Consider the following 21,328-nt stretch of genomic DNA (forward strand, 5'->3'; position numbering starts at 1 on the left):
TGGTTATTAAATGGGATCGAAAAATCAAAAATAAAGGCAATGCTATTTTATCCGGTTTAGCTGCGTAGCAGCTTATCTATGTGGGTCTGGGGTTTCACCCTCGCAATTTACAGTCTTTTTGATCAATTTCATATCTGAGAATAAGTAGATGGGCATCAATAAACGCAACTTATTTTTTTGCCGGCGGGTACGATAAAAGTTTAGTTTCACCCATCTACTTAGTGTTTGCCTATTTGTCGAAATTGGGGGAATTATCCGGTTGGTCTTCCGGGTATTCTACAGGTCGATACTCCACGTAATCTGATGGCGGTGCTTCTACGTCGCGGTTGCTGGGGCGAGACCTCGATGATTCCGTAGGACGGGGTTTTTTGGTTCTCGGCGGCGCGTCAGAACTGCGGTTTTCCGAAGCTGGGGGGCGGCTGTTGCGGCTGCGAGTCGGTCTTTCTTCGGGGTTGTCTGAAACGTCCCAGTTGTCAGACTCTTGGGTTGGCGGGGCTTCTGGGCGAGAGGGACGTTTGCGCGAGGACGATCGATCGGGCGAGTCGGGCCTGGAGGTGTTAACACTGCCGTTGCGATTCGAGGGACGGCGGCGGGGTTCGTCGTCGTAGGCTTCCCGAGAGGAACGGTAGTCTTGGCTGCCTCTGATCCGGGGACGCTGCGGATAGTCTTCCTCTGGTTCTAGCTGTTCGATTTCGGCATCGTAGCCGTCGTAACCGTAAGCGTTGCTGACCGGTCGCTCTTCATCTACGTATTGGGCGCGAGTTTTGGCTTGGGCTGTGGTCGCTCCTCGCAGCTTGATGCTTTCTGCTGCAAAAAATATGGCGGTACCGCTGAGCAGAAATTGACCGAATGCCAGAATTGGGTCAAGCCGCCATCCTTGAAATAACAGAATACCGCCACACAGCAGACCGACTGCTGCAAAAAAAATATCGTGGTCTCGGGCTAGTTTGGGACGCCACGATCGCAGAAAATACAGTCCTGCCCCTGCAACTGCTAGGATGATCCCTAGCAGGCTGCTCCAGTTCAATCCTAAATTGACCATTAGCCTATCTCCTATGTCTTTCCTATGTTAGCGAGTTAGATTTTACATCTATCATTAAGTCTGTCAGCCCGACTGTGCTTTCTGGGGCAGCGTCCGGTCAGGGTTTCAGCTTGGGAAGTGAACCATATAATAATGAGTTTAACGGGAAAAAACCTCAGCTTGGCAGTCAACCGAAGGTTTTGCCTTGACAGTTGCTGGCAGCCGAGGTTTCTCGGATCGGGGAAATGCCCGACTTGTAGCCCACAATTGACTTGCAGCGCCGGACTTAGAAACCCGCTGACTTTTTAGGTGCGCTTGATTTTGTCTTTTTGGCTGATGAAGATCAGGCCGATGGTTGCTGGAATCACTACCACCGCCACGCCCACCAGCAGGCTGTACAAAAAGTTCGCGAGAGAAGGAGTCATAGATTCAAAGCCTTTGTTACAACAATTTGATTTTTCTTAATTTTATACTTTCGATCGCACCTACGAAACGGTTAAAATTATGAATAGCAGACTTAACAAAACTTAAAATTTCGAGATAAGACCCATGACTGGTATTACCGTTGCAAGTTGGATTCTGGGCTCTGTCCTAGTCGTGATGACCTTGCTGTTTATTTTTCGGATCGTCCTGACTTGGTATCCCGAGGTGAACCTGAGCAAGTTGCCGTTGAGTCTGATTGCTTGGCCGACGGAACCTTTTTTAGCCGTAACTAGAAAGATTGTACCGCCGATCGGCGGGGTGGACATTACGCCGATTATTTGGGTGGGTATCTGTAGCTTGCTGCGAGAAATGATTCTCGGTCAGCAAGGGCTGCTGACGATGATGATGTAAGAGTCAGCGGGCATGGGGCATGGGGCATGGGGCATGGGTTAGTTGCCAACTGCCAACTGACAACTGCCCCCTGACTGACAACTGCCAACTGACTAATGACTGTTTTGGTTCAAGAACTGTTCGACGAAATTCGTGTAAACTTCGCCGCTGAGAAACTCGGGGGAATCGAGGATTTTTTGGTGGAAGCCCAGGGTGGTGGGGACGCCGGTGATGGCGCATTCTCGCAATGCCCGTTTCATCCTGCGGATGGCTGTCGGTCGATCGCGCCCCCATACAATTACTTTACCGATTAAAGAATCGTAGTAAGCGGGTATTTCGTAATCGGTGTAGACGTGAGAGTCCATCCGCACGCCGGGGCCACCGGGAGGCAAATAACCGCTGATTATGCCGGGGTGGGGGCGGAAGTTGCGATCGGGATCTTCGGCGTTGATGCGGCACTCGATGGCGTGGCCGTTGAGAATTACTTGGTTTTGCTTGATTTGCAGTTTTTCTCCTTGGGCGATGCGGATTTGTTCGGCGATCAAGTCGAGGCCTGTAATCATCTCGGTGACGGGATGTTCTACTTGGATGCGGGTGTTCATTTCCATGAAGTAGAATTTGCCCGATTTGTCAAGCAGAAATTCGACAGTGCCCGCACCTGTGTAGTTGATGGATTTGGCTGCGGCAATGGCGGCGTGACCCATTTGATCTCGCAGTTTCTGGCTGAGGGCTGGGCTGGGGGCTTCTTCGAGGAGTTTTTGGTGTCGGCGCTGAATCGAACAATCTCTCTCGCCGAGGTGGATGACGTTACCGTAGTTGTCGGCGAGGATTTGGATTTCGATGTGGCGCGGTCTTTCGATGAATTTTTCGAGGTAAAGTCCGGGGTTGCCGAAGGCTGCGTCGGCTTCGCCTTGGGCTGCTGAGAATAGTTTGGGGAGTTCCGAGGGTTCTCTAACTAGCCTCATCCCGCGGCCTCCACCGCCGGCTGTGGCTTTGATCATCACAGGATAGCCGATGTCGCGGGCGATCGCCAAAGCTTCGCGATCGTCCGCCAGCAATCCCTCGCTACCGGGTACTGTGGGGACTTTCACCCGCTGCATGGTTTCTTTGGCGGTGGATTTGTCGCCCATCGCCCGCATTGCTGCCGGAGACGGCCCGATGAAGGTAATTTGATGGTCGGCGCAGATTTCGGCAAATCGGGCGTTTTCGGCGAGGAAGCCGTAACCGGGGTGAATGGCTGCTGCGTTGCGCGTCAGGGCAGCCGCGATGATGTTGGGGATGTTTAAATAGCTTTTGCTGCTGGTGGGGGGGCCGATGCAAACGGCTTCGTCTGCCAACTGGACGTGCAAGGCGTGTTTATCTACGGTGGAGTGTACGGCGACCGTGGCAATCCCCATTTCCTCGCAGGTCCGCAATATGCGGAGAGCTATTTCTCCCCGATTAGCGATTAAAATTTTCGAGAACCCCATCTTCGCTGCTTAATTCACTCAATATTCTGTACAATAATGCCTTTCGGTATGTTCTGGATAATCGTTTTGCAGAAATTGTTCACAAAAATTTATTTTACATTTTGCTGGTAGTGGTGCTATGATTGTAAATCGGCGGTGTCAAAGGGCAAGTCACAAGTTAAATGTCAGGAACCTCAACCTGTGAATCTTTAACTCGTAACCCAAAAATCCCGGAGATTGCCAGAAAGAGCGGATGTGGCGGAATTGGTATACGCGCACGCTTGAGGTGCGTGTGGCATTATGTCCTTGCGAGTTCGAGTCTCGCCATCCGCATTGAATATATAAAACAACTGTTGACAGTTTTGGCTGTCGGCAGTTGTTTTATATTGAGTGGTTTTTCTAGAAAGTCGATCGAGTACCGTAGGGTGCGGATTCCTCAGATATTTTTAAGTGCGATCGAACTTCTGACAGATCCGCACCATACAAAATACTGTTTAACTGTCGATCGACAATTGTGTTTGAATTAAAAACATAGATAGTTATCGTTTGTCAAGTAGAATGGGGTTAGTTAGGTTCCGAATCCGAGAGTTGGCTGACGAAAAAGGATGGACGCTAAAGGATGTTGCCGATCGATCCGAGGTTCCGTACAGCACAGTCAGGCACTATGCTCGTTCGGAAGGACTCGCAACGGTTGATATCACATCCATTCAAAAAATCGCTCGCACCCTCGATGTTTTGATTGAGGAGTTGATGGAAGTTGTTAAAGAATGAACCGATGAAATTATATTAGCAAACGGAAGTTAGATCGATGACATCCTACGCCTTAAACTTACCCGTTCAGTTACAGCAAGAAGCTGAAAAATTGGCAACACTCCAAGGCATTTCCTTCGATCAGTTTATCCTCTGGGCTGTAGCCGAAAAAGTCGCTACCCTCAACCAGCGGAATGACGATCCGGCTTTTCCTGAAATCACCTATGTGCGCGGCGCTAGCGGCGAACTCGTTCCCGTTTTGCGCGGCACTCGGTTGCGGGTGCAAACCGTAGTCATCGCAGCGCAGAAATGGGGTTTTTCTCCAAACCAAATTGCCACTGAGTATGACATAAGTGAAGATCGAGTGAACGATGTTCTCGCTTTTTATGCGGCTCACTATCAAGAAATAGACGCATCTATTGCCGCTGAGCAAATTATCGAAGCTGGTAATGTCTAAACCACTATTGCATCTAGATGCCGATACCTCTATTAAAGCTTTGCAAGCCGCCCTTTTATCTCGCAGTCACGATGTCACTCGGACACCGACTGAGTGGATGGCTTTAGATGTTAGCGATGAGGGTCAATTGCTAGAAGCAACAGGGCGAGGGCGGTGTATTTTTACCTTTAATATCCGGGATTTTCAGGTTTTAGCTCAGCGTTATCCCGAACATGGTGGCATCATTTTGGCTGCTCAAAACAGTTGGACATTATCTAGTCTAATTGCTTCGCTCGATCGCCTGCTTTCAGAAACACAAGCTGCTGACTGGAAAGGGCAAGTTCGCTGGCTTAATCAGTGGCGAACCTAATTCTATCTTATCGAACTTCTGTATCTCTGGTCGATCGCACTTCTTCCGCTTCCTGCAAAACAGGATTAACTGGTTGACTTTGGGAACCAGATAAACTTTGCCTATCGGATGATGATTTTAGCACTTTACGAGCAGTCAAAAAAGCAAGCCCTCCCAAGACTCCACCGCACAAGCAACTAATTATAATGGCACTAAAGAAAGGATGAAGCGACAGAGGATGCTGGAAAGAGGGTGATGCCCAAGGTTTGTCTACAGCCAAGGTGTAGCTGCTGGAAACAACCCCCGCAACGCCTATACCCACACCGACAACGGCTATAGTTATTTGTAAATTGCGATCGCGATCTCTTTCATTTTGCTCATACTCTACCTGTTGTTTTTGAGCATCAACTTCCACAATGCCTCGGATTGTTTCAATCATCTGTTGAAATAATTCCTTTCCTGCGGTAAGATAACTCATATTGAGTTTAATCTGTTGCTGAAATATCTTGCAACTCCCCTTAACAAATTGTTGTAGGAAAGCTAAATTATCTATTTCTTTGACACTGCTATCGCCAAGTTTTTTTAGCCAATAACTATAGTTTTTAGCATTCGTTTCAATTGTAATCTGGTGAAGTTCTATATCTCGCAAATAGCGGGCATAAGTTAACCCGATTTGAGGGAGTTCCGTCAGCCTGCCCTCTAGTTGTTCCAGACGCTCCTTTCTATCTGATTTCAAACGGCTAAATTCTTCTACTTTTTCCTCTAATTGACTGTACAGTTTTCTCGCTTCCTCGTTGCAAAGATACGCTTGGTGATAAACATAAAGAATTTTACTGCGGCAGCATAACAAATTTATCAGCGGACGGTAATAATTGCCTAATTCTTCTCTCTCTGAAGTTTTTTCATCAGTATCTAACCAGACTAGGATATGACACTTTAATCTCGGATCTTCTTGACTGTTGTCAAATTCACAAATCGGACTACCTAGAAGTTTTCCCTCACCGATTAAATAGGGTTTTGGCTGTTTAAGCTCTGAATTTTGAAACAAAGCGTCTACACAAGCTACTGCTAAATCTTGATAATTGCCAGTAAAATCAACAGGTTTGGCAAATAATATTAGGGTTTGTCCCAGTGATGCTTGGATTTCGCAAGGTAGCAGACAACCTTGAAAATTTAGGTTGCTCAGTTGGTTGATTTCTACTTTAGAATTGGGTGAAAGTAGCGTGAAGTCAAGTGCGTAAGTGTCGTGAAGTTGCAGCGGGTAAATTCCGCCTGTCAGGGACAGTTTATCCGGTTGGCTAACAGTTGTAAATGATACAAATCTATCGCCATCTGACTCGTAAAGTTCAAGATAGTCGCTCTGTTGGGTATTTTGGGTGTTTCTATTGCTCAGCTTTTCGGGTAAAGAATCGAGCTGCGGATTTGTTTGCAGCAGATGTCCCAAAGCAGCGCATTTATGCCATAAGTGATCTGCTTTGTCTACAGGTTGTTTATCGCCTTTTGCAAGATTCTTGGACAAATGAAAGGCAAACAGCGTGAGTTTGGGGTTGGCAAGTTTGCCTGTCACTGTCAATTCAGGATTGTTCATCACCTAGACCCTGAGTGCTATTTTGACTGGTTGGGGAAACTTTGTTGGATGGCATTTAATAGCGTTTCTCTGGAAACTTTGGGAGGTGGTGGCGGTGGAGCTATCGGTTTGGTTGTTCCTGGGAGGCGATTGGTTAATTGGATTTCCCCCGAATCTAATCCTTGGCGAGTCAGGGATAATGCGTTTTCAATGTCGGGATACTTTTCACACCATTCAAGGATGTTATCAGCAATATCGTCCTCTGTTTCTCCGAAATTAGCACTTGCCTGTTTGAGGTTTTCATCTCTATTTTCAATCAAAAACAGATCGGGCTGATTTTTGATTAGGTATATAAAGGCGTGGATATTCTTCAGACTACCTTCGAGCATCATTCTCCGATTCCTATTGACCAACTGAACAAAATGCAGCCCAATGATAGGGCGATTGAAAAGGTCGTATTTCTTTAGAGCTTATCTTCTTAAGCATATCGTACAGGGTTGCTTTTTCGACGCGATGTAGGGGAAGTTGCTTTGTCCATACCTGCAAATCTTCTTTAGTAGCATCTCGCAGCCAAAGTTGGGCAGTATTGAGGGCAAGGGAGACGCTTAACCCGGCTTTGAGAAGCTGATAAAATTTTATCATCAAAAATGAGGTTGAAAAATCGTTGACTGCCCACAACGTCGGTACTACACTGGAACTACCGGCAACCAGGAAACCGCTAGGTAAGCTGATATATTCATCGCTGATGCTGCTAAAGTCGCTGATGCCCGTTTCGCAGGCGGAAAGCACAACTAGGCGGCATTCTCGGAAGTCGAGGGCAAAGATATCTGCTAAGGTGAGGCATTTGGTGAGGTCGAGGGTTTTGCCATTTCGTAAGGGTAGATAGCGAGAGGGGTTTTCTTCTGGGGGAGGCGGGGGTAATTCGCTGTCGGCTAGCAGCAATGCTGATAGCAAAGGTTGTTGAAAGTTAAAATAGCCGTGACAGCTAAAGTGGGCGCAGTGGGCGATGCGGAGGCGGCTGTCATCTATGACCGATTTTTTTGCATCATTTTTGACGAGGATATCTTTGGGGTGGAAATGCCGACTAATCGCTGGTACTTCTAAGTCTGTAAATTGCAGGTCATTGGTGGGGTTTTGGACGGCAAATAGGTGAGTGAAATTGGGGCGTTTTCGCCTTTGTGCCTGTTGCAGCAGTTGGCAACTGGGGGAATAGCGGACACCTTGTTTGAAGCAATCTAGTAAGCAGGGATTTGTGGGTTCAGGAGACTGGGTTTCTGGGTTAAAGCGCTGCCAAGTTTTATGGCTAACCGACAAGGCGTGAAGGGGGAACAGGTGCAGAAAAAGGTGGGGAATTAAAATTAGTTGTTTGCAGTGTTGCGGTACTCTTTCCAGAATCTCATTGAGATGCAATATCTCAGATAGGCTTTGGAGGCGAGTGGCTAGGTTTTCCCGCCATTCGGTTTTGTCTTCCTTTTGGTAGTCTCTCAGATATTCGTTGCCCCAGTTTACCAAGGCTTGAAAGTCGGCTTTTGAAGATTGCCAGACTGTAGGAGTTGGTGATTGAGGGGTGAGGATGAAGGTGAGGAATTTGTCGCGCAGGATGTACCATTCAATGATAGTGGTGTTTTCACCAATCAGAGTTTGAATTTCTTTGTAGCGGATAGGCTCAACTTTTTGGGTGAGGCTAAAATCTGGATCGATTGGTGTAATTTCATCGGCAATCAATTCATTGAGTTGTTGCCACAATTGGGTGAGATTGGTAGAATCGCGGCTGGTAGTTTGGAGGCGGTCAATTTGGAGGCTGCGTTCTCCCGATATTGTGCCGCCGTTGCTGTTACGATTTGTCCGTTGGAGTTCTAGTCGGCGCTGTTCGGCATCAATTTCTCGATGCAGGCGCGAGAGCTCGTTGAGAACGGTTTCGGGAATATCGCCTTTGGGGTATGAGTCGCGGGTGGCGAGGAGTTCGACTAAGTTGCGGGCTTTACTGCGTTCGACGTATTCTATTGCTTCGGTGTAATTTTTTAGCGTTAGGCAAACTTCCACCATGCCCCGATAGAGTTGATTCCATTGTTCAGCTAATTTCTGTTTGGTTTCATTTCCAGATTCCTCACCCCGTAAAAATTCTGCTGTTTCAATGGCTGGGGCATAGGCATCGTAAGCGAGTTGCCATTGCTGGTTGTTTCGGTAAGTATTTCCTAAATTAAACAAAGTTACTGTATAATCTTGTGGCAAAGCCTCGCGAGTTCTGATAGTTAAAGCATTGCGATAAAGTGCGATCGCCCTCTGCAAATTATCAGCCCGCGAACCGTTGATTCTGTCACTGTAGGCAAGGGCTAGGTTGTTTAGAGTCAATGCCCAATCTTCGGGGAAATCCTTACGAGTACGGACTGTTAAAGCAGCCTGAAAAAACTCGATCGCCCTCTGCAAATTATCAGCCCGCGAACCGTTGATTCTGTCACTGTAGGCATTAGCTAGGTTATTTTGAACCCCTGCCCACTTTTCGGGGAAAGCCTTACGAGTATAGACTGTTAAAGCAGCCTGATAAAACCCGATCGTCCTCTCCAAATTATCCGCCTGCGAACCTTTGATGCTGTTTCTGTAGCCAATAGCTAGGTTGTTTTGAACCCCTGCCCAATTTTCGGGGAAAGCCTCAAACGTATATACCCTTAAAGCAGCCTGAGAAAACTCGATCGCCCTGTCCAGATTATCAGCCCGCGAACCGTTGATTCTGTTGCTGTAGGCAGCAGCTAAGTTGTTTTGAGTCGCTGCCCACTTTTCGGGGAAAGCCTCAAAAGTATGGACTCTTAAAGCAGCCTGAGAAAACTCGATCGCCCTCTCCAGATTATCTGCCCGCGAACCGTTTATTCTGTATAGGTAGGCAGCAGCTAGGTTATTTTGAGTCCTTGCCCAATCTTCGGGGAAAGCCTCAAATTTATAGACTGTTAAAGCAGCTTGATAAAGCTCGATTGCCCTCTCCAAATTATCTGCACGCGAGCCTCTGATTCGGTCACTGTAGGCAACAGCTAAGTTATATAGAGTCCCTGCCCATTGTTCGGGGAAAGCCTCAAAAGTATGGACTCTTAAAGCTGCTTGATAAAGCTCGATTGCCCTCTCCAAATTATCTGTTCGCGAACCATTGATTCTGTCACTATAGGCAACAGCTAGGTTGTTTTGAGTTCTTACCCAATCTGCGGGGAAATCCTCAAGCTTATAGACTGTTAAAGCAGCCTGAGAAAACTCAATCACCTTATCCAAATTCTCAGCCCGCGAACCATTGATTCTGTTACTGTAGTCAAAGGCTAGGTTGTTTTGAGTTCTTACCCAATCTGCGGGAAAATCCTCAAAAGTATAGACCCTTAAAGCAGCCTGAGAAAACTCGATCGCCCTGTCCAAATTATCTGCCCGCGAACCGTTAATTCTGTTTCTGTAGACAACAGCTAAGTTGTTTTGAGTCGCTGCCCACTTTTCGGGGAAAGCCTCAAAAGTATAGACCCTTAAAGCAGCTTGAGAAAACTCGATCGCCCTTTCCAGATTATCCGCCCGCAAACCATTGATTCTATCAATGTAGGCAGCAGCTAGGTTATGTTGAGCCATTGCCCAATCTGCGGGGAAAGCCTCAAAAGTATAGACTCTTAAAGCAGCCTGAGAAAACTCGATCGCCCTGTCCAGATTATCTGCCCGCGAACCGTTGATTCTGTCACTATAGACAACAGCTAGGTTGTTTTGAGTCCTTGCCCAATCTTTGGGGAAATCCTCAAGCTTATAGACTGTTAAAGCAGCTTGATAAAACTCGATCGCCCTCTCTAGATTATCTGCCCGCAAACCGTTGATTCTGTTTCTGTAGGCTTCTCCTATGTTGTTTTGAGTCGTTGCCCATTGTTTGGGGAAATCCTCAAAAGTATTGACTCTTAAAGCTGCTTGATAAAACTCGATTGCCCTCTCCAAATTATCTGCCCGCAAACCATGTATTCTGTGACTGTAGGCAGCGCCTAGGTTGTTTTGATTCATTGCCCAATCTTTGGGGAAATCCTCAAGAGTATAGAGAGTTAAAGCAGCTTGAGAAAACTCGATCGCCCTCTCCAAATTATCTGCCCGCAAACCATTGATTCTGTCACTGTAGGCAGCAGCTAGGTTGTTTTGAGTCGCTGCCCAATCTTTGGGTAAAGCCTCACGAGTGCGGACTGTTAAAGCAGCCTGAAAAAACTCGATCGCCCTCTCCAGATTATCAGCTTGCGAACCGTTAATTCTCTTACAGTAGGCAAGGCCTAGGTTATTTTGAGTCCTTGCCCAATCTTTGGGTAAAACCTCAAAAGTATAAACTCTTAAAGCAGTCTGAAAAAACTCTATCGTCCTCTCAAAATTATCAGCCCGCGAACCGTTGATTCTGTTGCCGTAGGCACTAGCTAGGTTATTTTGAGTCGCTGCCCACTTTTCGGGGAAATCCTCAAAAGTATAGACTCTTAAAGCTGCTTGATAAAGCTCGATCGCCCTATCCAAATTATCCGCCTGTGAACCATTGATTCTGTCACTGTAGACAACACCTAAGTTGTTTTGAGTCGCTGCCCACTTTTCGGGGAAAGCCTCAAAAGTATGGACTCTTAAAGCTGCTTGATAAAACTCGATCGCTCTATCCAAATTATCTGCCCGCGAACCGTTGATTCTGTATAAGTAGGCATTAGCTAGGTTGTGTATAGTTATTACCCATTGTTCGGGGAAATCCTCAATAGAATAGACAGTTAAAGCAGCCTGATAAAACTCGATCGCCCTCTCCAAATTATCTGCCCGCGAACCGTTGATTCTGTTACTGTAGGCAAAGCCTAGGTTATTTTGAGTTCCAGCGTATTTTTCGCTTCCCGGTTGCCGATTGTTTAAAACTATTTGATAACCAATAATGGCAATTTCAATATTTTTCGCTCTATTCCCGTGCGGAAAGTCACTAATATGAACACTTAAATTTTCAATGAGGGCGACAATTGACCTAATTTGTTCTGCATTTTTGCCATCAAGTAACCTCTGGGCTACTTGCGGTAAAATTTCAGCAAAACGGGCATTGAAGAGGTGTTGGCGCTGAGCCAGAAGGGGGTAAATTACAGCAACACCCCTATAGGTTTCTTCTGCTTGCAATAATTCTATGACAAAGTTTGCATACTCTTGGGTATTTTCAGTTCCTGGATTGCTTTTATTTATAAAATTCGCTAGCTGACTGGCCAGATTCCGCAGGAAATTAGCGCCATTTTCGTTGCCTTGTGCTACGAAGGTTGATGCTACTAACTCACAAGTTTCTAGAAATCCGCGATCCAATAATTCTAAGTTATCTTGTAATATCTGGAGTTGTTCTACGTTGGGACAATTCAGCAGGGTGTGAATTAATTGCAGGTAGGCTGCGACGCGGGTTTCATTCATTGCAGGGAGTTGTGAATAACACCGATATTTATTTTATCATGTTTGTTAGGAGGGTGGCCAGAAACCGGGTTTTTGCGCGAATATTTGGTTGCAGGCGAAGAGATAGAAAAAAACCCGGTTTCTTCGATCGTGTGCGAGTGGCCAGAAACCTCGGTTAGCCCGATAGTCCGCCAGGGGTTTCAACCCCTGTCTCATAGCAAAAGTCCTCTGAAGAGGACTAAAGAGTTTTTCATTTTTATCTCGGATTTTCAGTCGGTTTCAACCGACTTTCGCTATTAGCCAGGGGTTTCAACCCTTGGCGGTTGTGGCAACACCGCTAGAGTGCCAGCAACATAGGAAAAAACCCGGTTTATTCTAATTTTGCGCTAATTTCGGCGGCCGCCCCATCAAGCCTGTCATCAGCCGCAAGGCTAAAAACCTCACTGGGGGAATTGTCCGCAAACACCACAATCCAAAGCGGCGAAATGCTACAATTGGCAGCCAAGTATTAGAAAATAATCTGTCTAGAAAATCGGTAAATCCTAACACGATTAAATTCTCTTTTTTGCGCCAGTTGTGATACCGTTTCAATACTCGCAAGTCGCCGATGTCTTCGCCTTGTTGGTGCGCTTGCTGCAAGATTTGGCCGATCGCCCCTGCGTCTCGAATGCCCATATTTAATCCCTGGCCGCCGACGGGATGGCAGCAGTGGGCGGCGTCGCCAATTAGTGCTAATCTGGGCAAAACGTAGCGATCGCTCTGCATTAACTGCACCGGAAACAAAAAGCGATCGCTCTCCAATTCCAAACGCCCCAAAAGCCCGCCCGTGCGTTGTTCTAACAAAGTCAAAAACTCTTTTTCATCCATTTCTTGCAAACTTTTTGCCTCCGCGTGGGGTGCAGTCCAAACTACTTGACAGCGGTTCCCAGGTAATGGTAAAACTCCCATCGGGCCGCTCGGCCAAAAGCGCTCAAAAGCGATATCATTGTGCGGTTTTTCGGCTTTAATAGTAATCGCAACGCAGGATTGCCAGTATTTCCAGCCGCGAGTGCCGATATTTGCTGCTGTGCGGATGCGAGATTTAGAACCGTCGGCGGCAACTAACAATTTAGTACAAATTGTGCGAGTTTCGCCGTTTTGTTTGATTTGAATTTCAGCGCTATTATTTAAATATTTTACATCTATTACTTCCGCCGGACAAACCCAACTGAAATTAGGATTTTTTGCCAAAGATTCTTGCAAAGCTGACAGCATGACTCGGTGCTCACCAACGTAACCTAAAGCTGCTTTTGGTACGGGCAATTTGCCAGTATTTCCCAAATCCGGGCGGTGGAATTCGACGACGCCGGGATAGTCGCCGTCGCAGAGGCTAATTTGCTCGAAGGTGGTGATTTGGGGCAAGATTTGCTGCCACACGCCGATGCTTTCTAAGATCATTCCCGACAGCAGGGTGATTGCGTAAGCTTGTTTTTTGGCTGCTGCGGCTGCGGGGAGTTGGGTTTCAATTATGGCTATTTTTAAGCCGGAATCTTTTAAAGCGCAGGCTAAGGTGGCCCCGACTATGCCACCTCCGACGATGGCTATGTCAAAGTCGAGTGTTGGTGTCTGGGTGGAGGCTGCGGTTGGAGAAAGTTGGTTTACGGGCATTTTCAAGGAAGTTTGTCAAAGTAAATTGGATTGTTGCTTTTTTATTGTAAAGAATTATTTCGATTTTGGGCGATCGCGCGACGGAGACGGGAGATGGAGACGGGGAGATGGGGAGACGTTGAGAAATTTATGATTAATGACAACCATCAACCATCAACTGCCCACTATCAACTGCCAACAGTCAACTGTCAACAGTCAACTGTCAACAGTCTAATGACTAATGACCATTTCCTTTGTGTTTTCGGTAGCCAGCGCTGATACTTCCTGGCGAATGGGAATCTCGATGACAAACTCTGCACCTTCCCCAGGCGTGGAAATACACTGCAATTTGCCTCGGTGTTTTTCAACTATAATCTGATAGCTGATTGACAGTCCCAAGCCTGTGCCTTTGCCGACTGGTTTAGTAGTAAAAAATGGGTCGAACAACTTGCCAATAACTTCTTGATTGATTCCCATCCCGTTGTCGGCAATCCGAATGGTTACTGTGTCTGAATTCGCACTGGTGCTAATCCGAATTCTGTTGTGACGAGCATATATTTCTTGTGAAGAATGAGTGCTGTTGTACTCTTCGAGGGCGTCGATCGCATTTCCTAAAAGATTCATAAGTACTTGATTGAGCTGACCTACATAGCACTCAACTTTTGGAAAATTGCCGTATTCTTTGATAATCTCAATCGCGGGACGAAGTACATTAGCTTTGATCCGGTGCTGCAAAATTAGCAAAGTGCTTTCGATTCCTTCGTGAATGTCTACTCGCTTCATCTGCGATTCGTCGAGTCGGGAAAAGTTGCGTAAGGATACAACTAAGTCGCGGATGCGATCGGCTCCTACTTTCATTGATTCCAAAATCTTCGTAAAGTCTTCCATTAAGTAATCAACTTCAATATCTTCGGCTGCTTCTACAATTTCTGGGACGGGATTTGGGTATTTTTCCTGGTAAAGGTGGAGCAAACCAAGCAAGTCTGTGGCGTATTCGTTGGCGTGGGTGATGTTGCCGTAGATGAAGTTAATGGGATTGTTAATTTCGTGGGCGACGCCAGCGACTAGCTGCCCGAGAGAAGAGATTTTTTCGGTTTGAATTAGTTGAGTTTGAGTTTGGTGCAACTCTTGGACAGCTTTTTCGAGCTCGGTTGCTTGCACTCGATACTGTCCCTCGGACTGCTTGAGTGCTTCCAAAACTTGGACTCGATCGCTAATGTCGGTGTGAGTTCCCACCCATTCGCGAATGCTGCCGTCTGCTGCCAAAAGGGGGACGCCCCGCACCCAGAAGTGTCTGTAGCTGCCGTCGGCGGCCCGCAAGCGGTGCTCGACTTCGTAGAGACTTTTTGTTTCTATGGCCCCCATCCAAGCTTGTATTGTGCGATCGCGGTCTTCTGGGTGCACTGCTTCTATCCAGTTGTCCTTCTCTTTCCAACTCATGCCCGTATAAGCTATCCAATCAGGCTGAGGCTTATCGAAGATTCCGCTAGCGTCTGTCATCCATACCAGTTGCGCGGTGGCCATTGCCAGCGATCGGTATCTTTCCTCGCTCAGACGCACAAATTCTTCGGCTTGGCGACTGGCTGTCACATCGCGCAAAATAGCTGTGAATATGATTTCGCCTGCTACTTCGAGTTTGGAAATAGAAGCTTCGGCGGGAAATTGCGTACCGTCTCGGCGGCGGGCGAAAATTTCTTTGCGGCTGCCCATTTTTCGGGCTTGTTTAACGCCGCCGCCGAAATTACTGATGAGGTGGCTGTGAGGGGCGGCAAAAGCTTCGGGCAACAGCAGGCTCAGGGATTGTCCGATCGCCTCCGCTGCACTCCACCCGAAAATCCGTTCTGCACCTTGGTTGAACAGGATAATTTTTTGCTCAGCATCCACGGAAATAATCGCGTCGTCGGCAATTTCTACAATGCCGGCGAAACGAGCTTGAGACAGTTGCAGCGCCTGTTCAGCTTGGAAGCGATCGCTGATGTCGCGGGCGATCGTTGAAATGTATGCGAGTTTGTCGCCCGGTGCGGAGTGGGAGATGATAACTTGGCTGACGGGAATTTCGACTCCCGATGCTGACACGAAGGCTGTTTCTCCACTCCAAAAGCCCTCGGAAATAGCGGTGGCGATCGCCTCTTTCAAGGTGCTGCGGGCTGACGCTGCTGTGAATTCTGCAATTTGTCGGTGGGATATATCTGCGTCTTCGTCGATACCCACCATTTTTCTGCCTGCTTTGTTAATGTAAATGGCGCGCCCTTCGAGGTTGTAGGTTCCTACAAAATCAGGGGTTGCTTCCAGAATTGCTGCCAGACTTCTGTTGGCAATTTCGGCTTTTTTGCTTTCAGTAATATCCCGCGCGATGGTAACTATACCGCTAATATTTCCTAGTCCGTCCCGGTAAGCACTTTTTGTAGAAAGAAATGTCCGCAAATTTCCTTTGACTGGCAGGTCTTCTTCGATTGCTTGCGTTGTTCCCGTTGTCATAATTGGGCGATCGGTTTTTCTAATTTTGTCGGCAATTTCCGGGTGAAATAACTCGCTGTCATGTCTGCCGATAATCTCGTCTACCGACTTGCCAATTATACTAGCTCCCGCAGCATTGAGCATTAGGTAATAGCCCTGAATATCTTTGACAAATAAGGCTGCTGGCGTACTATTGATGACGGCCATCAACAGGTTGTAGTTTTTTTGAAGCGCCTGCTTTGTTGTTTGAGAGTCGAAAATTTGCTGTTGCAATTGCTCGTTAGTGATTTGCAGTTGGATAGTCCGTTTCTCAACTTGAGTTTCTAAGTCTGATTTAGCTTTCCTCAGTCCCAGTTCCGCTCGATAGCGCTTCCGGTCTGCGCTGCAGAGAGTTTTGGCATTCTGCCAAATCAGAACAGTAAAAATAATCACGTTCAATACGCTTAACAGCGATATCCCTACCTCCGGCGTGTAGGCTTGTAACCGATCTCCCAATAGGATGAAATAACCAACTAAAGGCGGGATAATGATTGCCCGTGGCAACAAGCGCCTCGCCATGATTCCACCGGCGCGATCGCTCGTCATTACTGCTATAAATCCTCTCTCTGGACTGGTAAATAAAATGCCGAAGCTCAGCAACATAAATGCTGCGGAGGTGTGCAAAGCCATTCCTGTATTATTGCCAATTTGGTAAAATAAAGCTTTGTCGTAGAAATAGCCTATCAAACCCATAAATGCAATTAAAAATGCTGCACAGCTTAAGATTTGAATCCGCAGGTATTTAGGCCGATGTTCTGACAGCAGCAGCAGCGATGTTCCCAGCAATAAAAAAGCAGCAGCAGTATTCGGGGCCATGCGTCCTGGTGTTCCGGGGCTTGTCAACCTATCACTTTCTTTAAATAGCAGTTGGTCGATGCCTAAGTCTAAATTAAAGCTATATTGAACTAGGGTTAATAGGCTAATTAATATCATTAAAAATGAACATCCCAAAATTAAATATTTATGATTTTTTTGATACTTTCTTGCTGTTGATTTGGCGCGCCGGATCTGTTGGATGAATAGAGAAAACCCGCCCAAAATAAAGCAGACCGCAGTATTGACTTTCATGGTGACGAGTCCGGGCAGAATGCTTTTTAAGAGTTGCAGATCGAATATCCAACCCAAAATGACTGTACAGCCGATCGCCATTACTGCAATACTCGCTTTTTTGGAAAAAGACTCGACAGCAGCCATTCGGGTTGAGGGCGTTTGCAGTTGTTGTGCTCGTTCAAAAACTTCCAATTTCTCGATCCCTCAAATTATTTGGGTTTCTACGTATCCACGGTAACAATAAACACTGTATGTATATTGTTGCCCGCTATACAAAGCTCCTTAAGATTTTCTTAAGACTGCCAATCATAAAATATGAATTATTTTATCTAACTTTAGATAGATAGTCAACTGAAGATTGAAGGCTCTTATGTAGAAGGGATTCGGCAGAATTCAGTATTTTTTTTGATTGGAAGTTAAAACAAAAAATTCCTTGTTCCTTGTTCCGTGTCCCTTGGATCTCGGTAATTGGCCCCCGATTCATCGGCAAGACGGAGTGTTTTTACTCAGTACATCGAGGGATAATGGTAGCGGATGAATCACTCTGCAACAAAATCACTCGCATTATAAACCGGCTGCTGTGGCTGTGGGAAATGCGATCGGCAGAACAGATAAGACTCGGCGGTTGAAACCGCTCCTTGTCAAACAAAGTCCGCCTACGCGGACTAAAGAGGGGATATTAAAGTCGGATTTGGTAACTGTCAACAGTCAACTGTCAACTGTCAACTGACAACTGACAACTGACAACTGACAACTAACCACAGTCAACTAACTCCTAAGTTTTGAAGTGCTTGCAAAGCTTCGGTTGCTGATGGGTAACGCTGGGGGAAAGCGTACAGCACCATCTGGTCTAAAACGCGAGCCAACTCCGGGGTGACACTTGCATTTTTCTGCCAGATGAGATTCCCTAAATTATCAACTCTGAGTTGTTTCGGGCGCATTCCTGTTAAGGCTTGAATCCCGATGATCCCGACAGCATAGATGTCGCTGCAAAATTTCGGCGAGCCGATGGCTTGTTCGGGAGGAATATAATCTTGCTGAGTCCCACCGCGAGATTTCGTTTGACCGATGCTGTTTTGTGAAGTGTTGATTTCTTTAACTGCTCCAAAGTCAATTAATACAATCTTGCCATCTGATGTCCGTCTGATTAAGTTTTGAGGGTGAACGTCGCGGTGAATTACATCTTGTTTGTGAACAAAAACCAGCACTTCCAAGATATCTTTCAACAAAGCGATAACCTGATGTTCTTCCCAGGGTTGACCTTCGATTATTTCTTGATACAGGGGTTGCCCTTCGATGAATTGATAGACTAAATAAAAATATCCATCTTCTTCAAAGCGAGCTAACAATTCTGGTATCCGATCGTGTTGACCCAATCGATATAAAACCCGCGTTTCTCGATCGAATAGCTGGCTGGTTCTCTCAGACTGGCTTTTCAGGCGCTTGACGAGACATAAAGGTCGATCGGGCAAATTTTCATCTTCAGCCAGATAGGTATCGCTGTACTCCGTATTCACCAAGTGTTCTCTAATTCGGTAACGCATCCGCAGCAGCTTTTGCAACATGAGATCGACAGAATTAGCTTGTTGTGTGCCTTTTTGTACAGCTCTCATGATGCAGTCCCAAAGATTTGCTCCGACGACTCTTTCTTCTTGTCCAATAATTTCTGCTTGCTTCAGTACCTTGGTGAGGTCTTTCCACAAGTTGTAGCCGACATACCGCCCCAGGTAGCCCACTGTATACCCGCGGGCGATCGAATCGTTTTGCTGAATTTCTTGGTACGTCAAACCCGCTACAACGCCTCGAACGATCGACTGTTGCAACCGACTCAGGTGTTTTTCCGTTTGTTCGTATACCAGATTGTCCAAAAACAATATTGCTTCTTCTACTGTCATAGCTTCATGCGTTAAGTGATTGGTACAGGAGCCACGCATTTTTCTATCGCTAGATTCCTGTTATACAGGGTTTGACTTAACTTTGATAGCTTTGTCTACAGATTGAAATATATTTTTACAAATATGACTTTTATGACTTTAAGTTATGAATTTTATGAATTGACCTTCTAAGTATTTTATTGGATAATCTCAATCAACAAGTTTACAAAGGCGATCGAACTCATAATTTATGACATTTTAGACAACACCCCTGGGTGTTTAACCCCACGTTCAAGAAAACTTGATTAATGACTAAATCAGGACTTACGCATAAATACCAAAGAAACCGGGTTTTTTGGAAAAACCCGGTTTCTCAAAGCTCAAATGCAGTATTTCCGTAAAAAAACCAGGTTTCTGCGTCCAGGACTGTAAATGCTATTTCGATCGACCAAACCGAAATAACACAGTTTAAGCATCAGAAAATCCGCAATTCACAACATCAAATCAGGAAATGCAGTTATGGCACTTATCTTTGCACCTAATGACAATGACACTTTACTTACAGGAACTGCGAACGATGACGACATATACGGAGACGCAGGAAATGACACCCTCGTCGGCCAAGCAGGTATAGACTTTCTTTTCGGCGAAGAGGGCAATAACTCCATCCTCGGCGGACTTGGCGATGATATCCTGTTTGACGGACTCGGCGATTCGACTCTCAGTGGCGGTGAAGGCAATGATTTTATTGGCAGTGATGGCGGTAATGACCTCATGCTTGGCGAAGCGGGAGATGATACTCTCATCAGCTATGAGACTCTCGCCGGTGCGAACAAATCTAGTACCCTTCTAGGCGGATTAGGCGACGATGTAATATTTGGCGGTTTTGGCAAAGATTCCGTCGATGGCGGAGATGGTTTTGACTTGCTCGCAGGTTTCGATGCCGATGATTCTATTTCTGGAGGAGATGGCAGCGATTTCCTCTTCGGCAATGACGGCAATGACACTCTCAGAGGGGGACTCGGTGGCGATATTCTGGCTGGGGGATCTGGCAGCGATTTGATCGACGGCGGAGACGGTTTTGACTTAGTTTCCTATGCGGCAGCGACAACTCCAGTGCTGGTAAATCTCGTAACAGGGATAGCAACGGGAGAGGGAACCGACACTCTCATCGGTATTGAAGACATTTTTGGTGGCAGCGACAAGGACTCTCTAACAGGGAATACTAGCGTTAATTTCCTAAGTGGTTTGGCAGGCGATGACTTTCTGTCGGGATTGGATGGCGGTGACTTCCTCTACGGCGGTGATGGCAAGGACATCCTCGACGCCGGATTGGGCGACGATTTCCTCGATGGGGAAGCTGGCGATGATTCTCTGTCAGGATTGGATGGAGATGACTTCCTCTACGGCGGTGATGGCAAGGACATCCTCGACGCCGGAGTGGGCAACGATTTCCTCGATGGGGAAGCTGGCGATGACTCTCTGTCAGGTGGTGATGGCACTGACTTCTTGTTTGGTGGTGATGGCAATGACTTCCTCGGTGCCGGATTGGGCAACGATGTCCTGTCTGGGGAAGCGGGGAATGATACGGTTGATGGTGGAGAGGGTGTTGACTTTGTTTCTTATGGCGGTGCAACTGGGCCGGTAGTTGCTAATCTGACAACTGGGACGGCAACGGGAGAGGGAACGGATAGTCTCATTGGTATTGAAGATATTGAAGGCGGCAGTGGCAATGATTCTCTGACAGGAAATACTAGCGTTAATTTCCTAAGTGGTTTGGCTGGCGATGACTTCCTATCGGGATTGGATGGCGATGACTTCCTGTTGGGTGGTGATGGCAAGGACATTTTGAATGGCGGGGCGGGCAATGATTTTATGAGCGGGGGGGCTGGCGATAATTCCTTAAACGGGGGGTTGGGCGATGATTTTGTATTCGGGGGAGATGGCAATAATACTCTTGCTGGTGGCGGGGGTGCTGACTTCTTGCTGGGAGGGACGGGCAATGATGTTTATCAGTTGGATGGTACAACGGCTCAAGGTAGCTTCATTTCAGATATTGGTGGCACAAATTCCCTCAGCCTTCCGGGAGTAACGCTTGCGCTCACTTTGGCCCCTGGAACGACGGGCTTGGGACGAAATGGCACGAGTTTGGTGATTGATTTGAACCAAGATGGCGTGCTGAATGCTCAAGATGTGGAGATTTTCGACTTCTTTGCGGCGCCGACGGGGACTACTCCTGGTGCTGGTGTTATTCAAACGGTGGGCAATTTAAGCAGTACGCAAATTTTAAGTAGTGTTGTCTCGCCTCCGACTCCACCACCAACTCCGACTCCACCACCAACACCGACTCCACCACCAACTCCGACTCCACCACCAACTCCGACTCCACCACCAACACCGACACCTCCACCAATTGACCCGATAACTACACCGACACCGACTCCAACTCCAACTCCAACTCCAACTCCAACTCCAACTCCAACTCCAACTCCAACTCCAACTCCAACTCCAACTCC

Annotated in this window: 15 protein-coding genes and 1 tRNA gene; 7 read left to right on the forward strand and 9 right to left on the reverse strand. The window is 46.9% G+C overall.

All coding sequences use genetic code 11. The features are described from left to right. Positions 1-229 precede the first annotated feature (229 nt). The gene (locus QUA44_RS13445; protein WP_333251761.1) at positions 230-1,042 is read right to left on the reverse strand and encodes a Ycf66 family protein; all 813 of its coding nucleotides are present in this window, start codon (positions 1,040-1,042) and stop codon (positions 230-232) included. 284 nt (positions 1,043-1,326) lie between these two features. Continuing rightward, entirely contained in the window at positions 1,327-1,446 is a 120-nt protein-coding gene (psbX, locus tag QUA44_RS13450) for a photosystem II reaction center X protein (RefSeq protein ID WP_332985557.1), read from the reverse strand. A gap of 124 nt (positions 1,447-1,570) precedes the next feature. Between psbX and QUA44_RS13455 the strand changes: the two genes are divergently transcribed. Beyond that, positions 1,571-1,855, forward strand: a complete 285-nt coding sequence (locus tag QUA44_RS13455; RefSeq protein WP_006634856.1) for a YggT family protein — start codon at positions 1,571-1,573, stop codon at positions 1,853-1,855. A 92-nt stretch (positions 1,856-1,947) separates the two neighbouring features. Here QUA44_RS13455 and accC read toward each other — a convergent pair whose 3' ends face one another. Beyond that, positions 1,948-3,303: an acetyl-CoA carboxylase biotin carboxylase subunit gene (accC, locus tag QUA44_RS13460; RefSeq protein WP_333251762.1), complete on the reverse strand. Its 1,356-nt coding sequence runs from the start codon at positions 3,301-3,303 to the stop codon at positions 1,948-1,950. A 228-nt stretch (positions 3,304-3,531) separates the two neighbouring features. Between accC and QUA44_RS13465 the strand changes: the two genes are divergently transcribed. From QUA44_RS13465 to QUA44_RS13485, 5 genes are all read left to right on the forward strand, one after another. Continuing rightward, positions 3,532-3,615: transfer RNA gene (locus QUA44_RS13465), tRNA-Leu, on the forward strand. A 53-nt stretch (positions 3,616-3,668) separates the two neighbouring features. After that, positions 3,669-3,809, forward strand: a complete 141-nt coding sequence (locus tag QUA44_RS13470) for a hypothetical protein (protein ID WP_333309723.1) — start codon at positions 3,669-3,671, stop codon at positions 3,807-3,809. Between the two features lie 31 nt (positions 3,810-3,840). Then, on the forward strand, positions 3,841-4,053 hold the full coding sequence (locus tag QUA44_RS13475; RefSeq protein WP_006634859.1) for a helix-turn-helix domain-containing protein: 213 nt from the start codon (positions 3,841-3,843) through the stop codon (positions 4,051-4,053). 37 nt (positions 4,054-4,090) lie between these two features. Beyond that, positions 4,091-4,489, forward strand: a complete 399-nt coding sequence (locus tag QUA44_RS13480; RefSeq protein WP_333251764.1) for a DUF433 domain-containing protein — start codon at positions 4,091-4,093, stop codon at positions 4,487-4,489. After that, positions 4,482-4,838: a DUF5615 family PIN-like protein gene (locus QUA44_RS13485; RefSeq protein ID WP_333251765.1), complete on the forward strand. Its 357-nt coding sequence runs from the start codon at positions 4,482-4,484 to the stop codon at positions 4,836-4,838. Before QUA44_RS13480 ends, QUA44_RS13485 begins: the two co-directional genes overlap by 8 nt. A 7-nt stretch (positions 4,839-4,845) precedes the next feature. Here the strand turns inward: QUA44_RS13485 and QUA44_RS13490 are convergent, their stop codons facing one another. The 6 genes from QUA44_RS13490 to QUA44_RS13515 form a co-directional block, all read right to left on the reverse strand. After that, positions 4,846-6,405: a hypothetical protein gene (locus QUA44_RS13490; RefSeq protein WP_333251766.1), complete on the reverse strand. Its 1,560-nt coding sequence runs from the start codon at positions 6,403-6,405 to the stop codon at positions 4,846-4,848. A gap of 17 nt (positions 6,406-6,422) precedes the next feature. Further along, the gene (locus QUA44_RS13495; protein ID WP_333251767.1) at positions 6,423-6,776 is read right to left on the reverse strand and encodes a hypothetical protein; all 354 of its coding nucleotides are present in this window, start codon (positions 6,774-6,776) and stop codon (positions 6,423-6,425) included. A gap of 10 nt (positions 6,777-6,786) precedes the next feature. Then, a complete protein-coding gene (locus QUA44_RS13500; protein ID WP_333251768.1) occupies positions 6,787-11,787 on the reverse strand; it encodes a CHAT domain-containing protein in 5,001 nt (1,666 codons plus the stop codon). A gap of 354 nt (positions 11,788-12,141) precedes the next feature. Beyond that, on the reverse strand, positions 12,142-13,413 hold the full coding sequence (locus QUA44_RS13505) for an FAD-dependent hydroxylase (RefSeq protein WP_333251769.1): 1,272 nt from the start codon (positions 13,411-13,413) through the stop codon (positions 12,142-12,144). A 210-nt stretch (positions 13,414-13,623) separates the two neighbouring features. Beyond that, on the reverse strand, positions 13,624-17,130 hold the full coding sequence (locus tag QUA44_RS13510; RefSeq protein ID WP_333251770.1) for a PAS domain S-box protein: 3,507 nt from the start codon (positions 17,128-17,130) through the stop codon (positions 13,624-13,626). A gap of 572 nt (positions 17,131-17,702) precedes the next feature. Beyond that, positions 17,703-18,833: a serine/threonine-protein kinase gene (locus QUA44_RS13515; protein ID WP_333251772.1), complete on the reverse strand. Its 1,131-nt coding sequence runs from the start codon at positions 18,831-18,833 to the stop codon at positions 17,703-17,705. Between the two features lie 498 nt (positions 18,834-19,331). Here QUA44_RS13515 and QUA44_RS13520 point away from each other — a divergent pair. Continuing rightward, the coding region (locus QUA44_RS13520) for a calcium-binding protein (RefSeq protein WP_333276543.1) at positions 19,332-21,328 on the forward strand (1,997 nt) is incomplete at its 3' end.

Origin of the sequence: Microcoleus sp. N9_A2 (assembly GCF_036701775.1) — a bacterium.
Classification (GTDB): domain Bacteria; phylum Cyanobacteriota; class Cyanobacteriia; order Cyanobacteriales; family Microcoleaceae; genus Microcoleus.

Excerpts from the sequence above, each read along its gene's own strand:
- QUA44_RS13515 (WP_333251772.1), bottom strand. The coding sequence starts at position 18,833 with ATGACAGTAGAAGAAGCAATATTGTTTTTGGACAATCTGGTATACGAA.
- QUA44_RS13495 (WP_333251767.1), bottom strand. The coding sequence starts at position 6,776 with ATGATGCTCGAAGGTAGTCTGAAGAATATCCACGCCTTTATATACCTA.
- QUA44_RS13445 (WP_333251761.1), bottom strand. The coding sequence starts at position 1,042 with ATGGTCAATTTAGGATTGAACTGGAGCAGCCTGCTAGGGATCATCCTA.
- accC (WP_333251762.1), bottom strand. The coding sequence starts at position 3,303 with ATGGGGTTCTCGAAAATTTTAATCGCTAATCGGGGAGAAATAGCTCTC.
- QUA44_RS13485 (WP_333251765.1), top strand. The coding sequence starts at position 4,482 with ATGTCTAAACCACTATTGCATCTAGATGCCGATACCTCTATTAAAGCT.
- QUA44_RS13455 (WP_006634856.1), top strand. The coding sequence starts at position 1,571 with ATGACTGGTATTACCGTTGCAAGTTGGATTCTGGGCTCTGTCCTAGTC.
- psbX (WP_332985557.1), bottom strand. The coding sequence starts at position 1,446 with ATGACTCCTTCTCTCGCGAACTTTTTGTACAGCCTGCTGGTGGGCGTG.
- QUA44_RS13505 (WP_333251769.1), bottom strand. The coding sequence starts at position 13,413 with ATGCCCGTAAACCAACTTTCTCCAACCGCAGCCTCCACCCAGACACCA.
- QUA44_RS13500 (WP_333251768.1), bottom strand. The coding sequence starts at position 11,787 with ATGAATGAAACCCGCGTCGCAGCCTACCTGCAATTAATTCACACCCTG.
- QUA44_RS13480 (WP_333251764.1), top strand. The coding sequence starts at position 4,091 with ATGACATCCTACGCCTTAAACTTACCCGTTCAGTTACAGCAAGAAGCT.
- QUA44_RS13475 (WP_006634859.1), top strand. The coding sequence starts at position 3,841 with ATGGGGTTAGTTAGGTTCCGAATCCGAGAGTTGGCTGACGAAAAAGGA.
- QUA44_RS13490 (WP_333251766.1), bottom strand. The coding sequence starts at position 6,405 with ATGAACAATCCTGAATTGACAGTGACAGGCAAACTTGCCAACCCCAAA.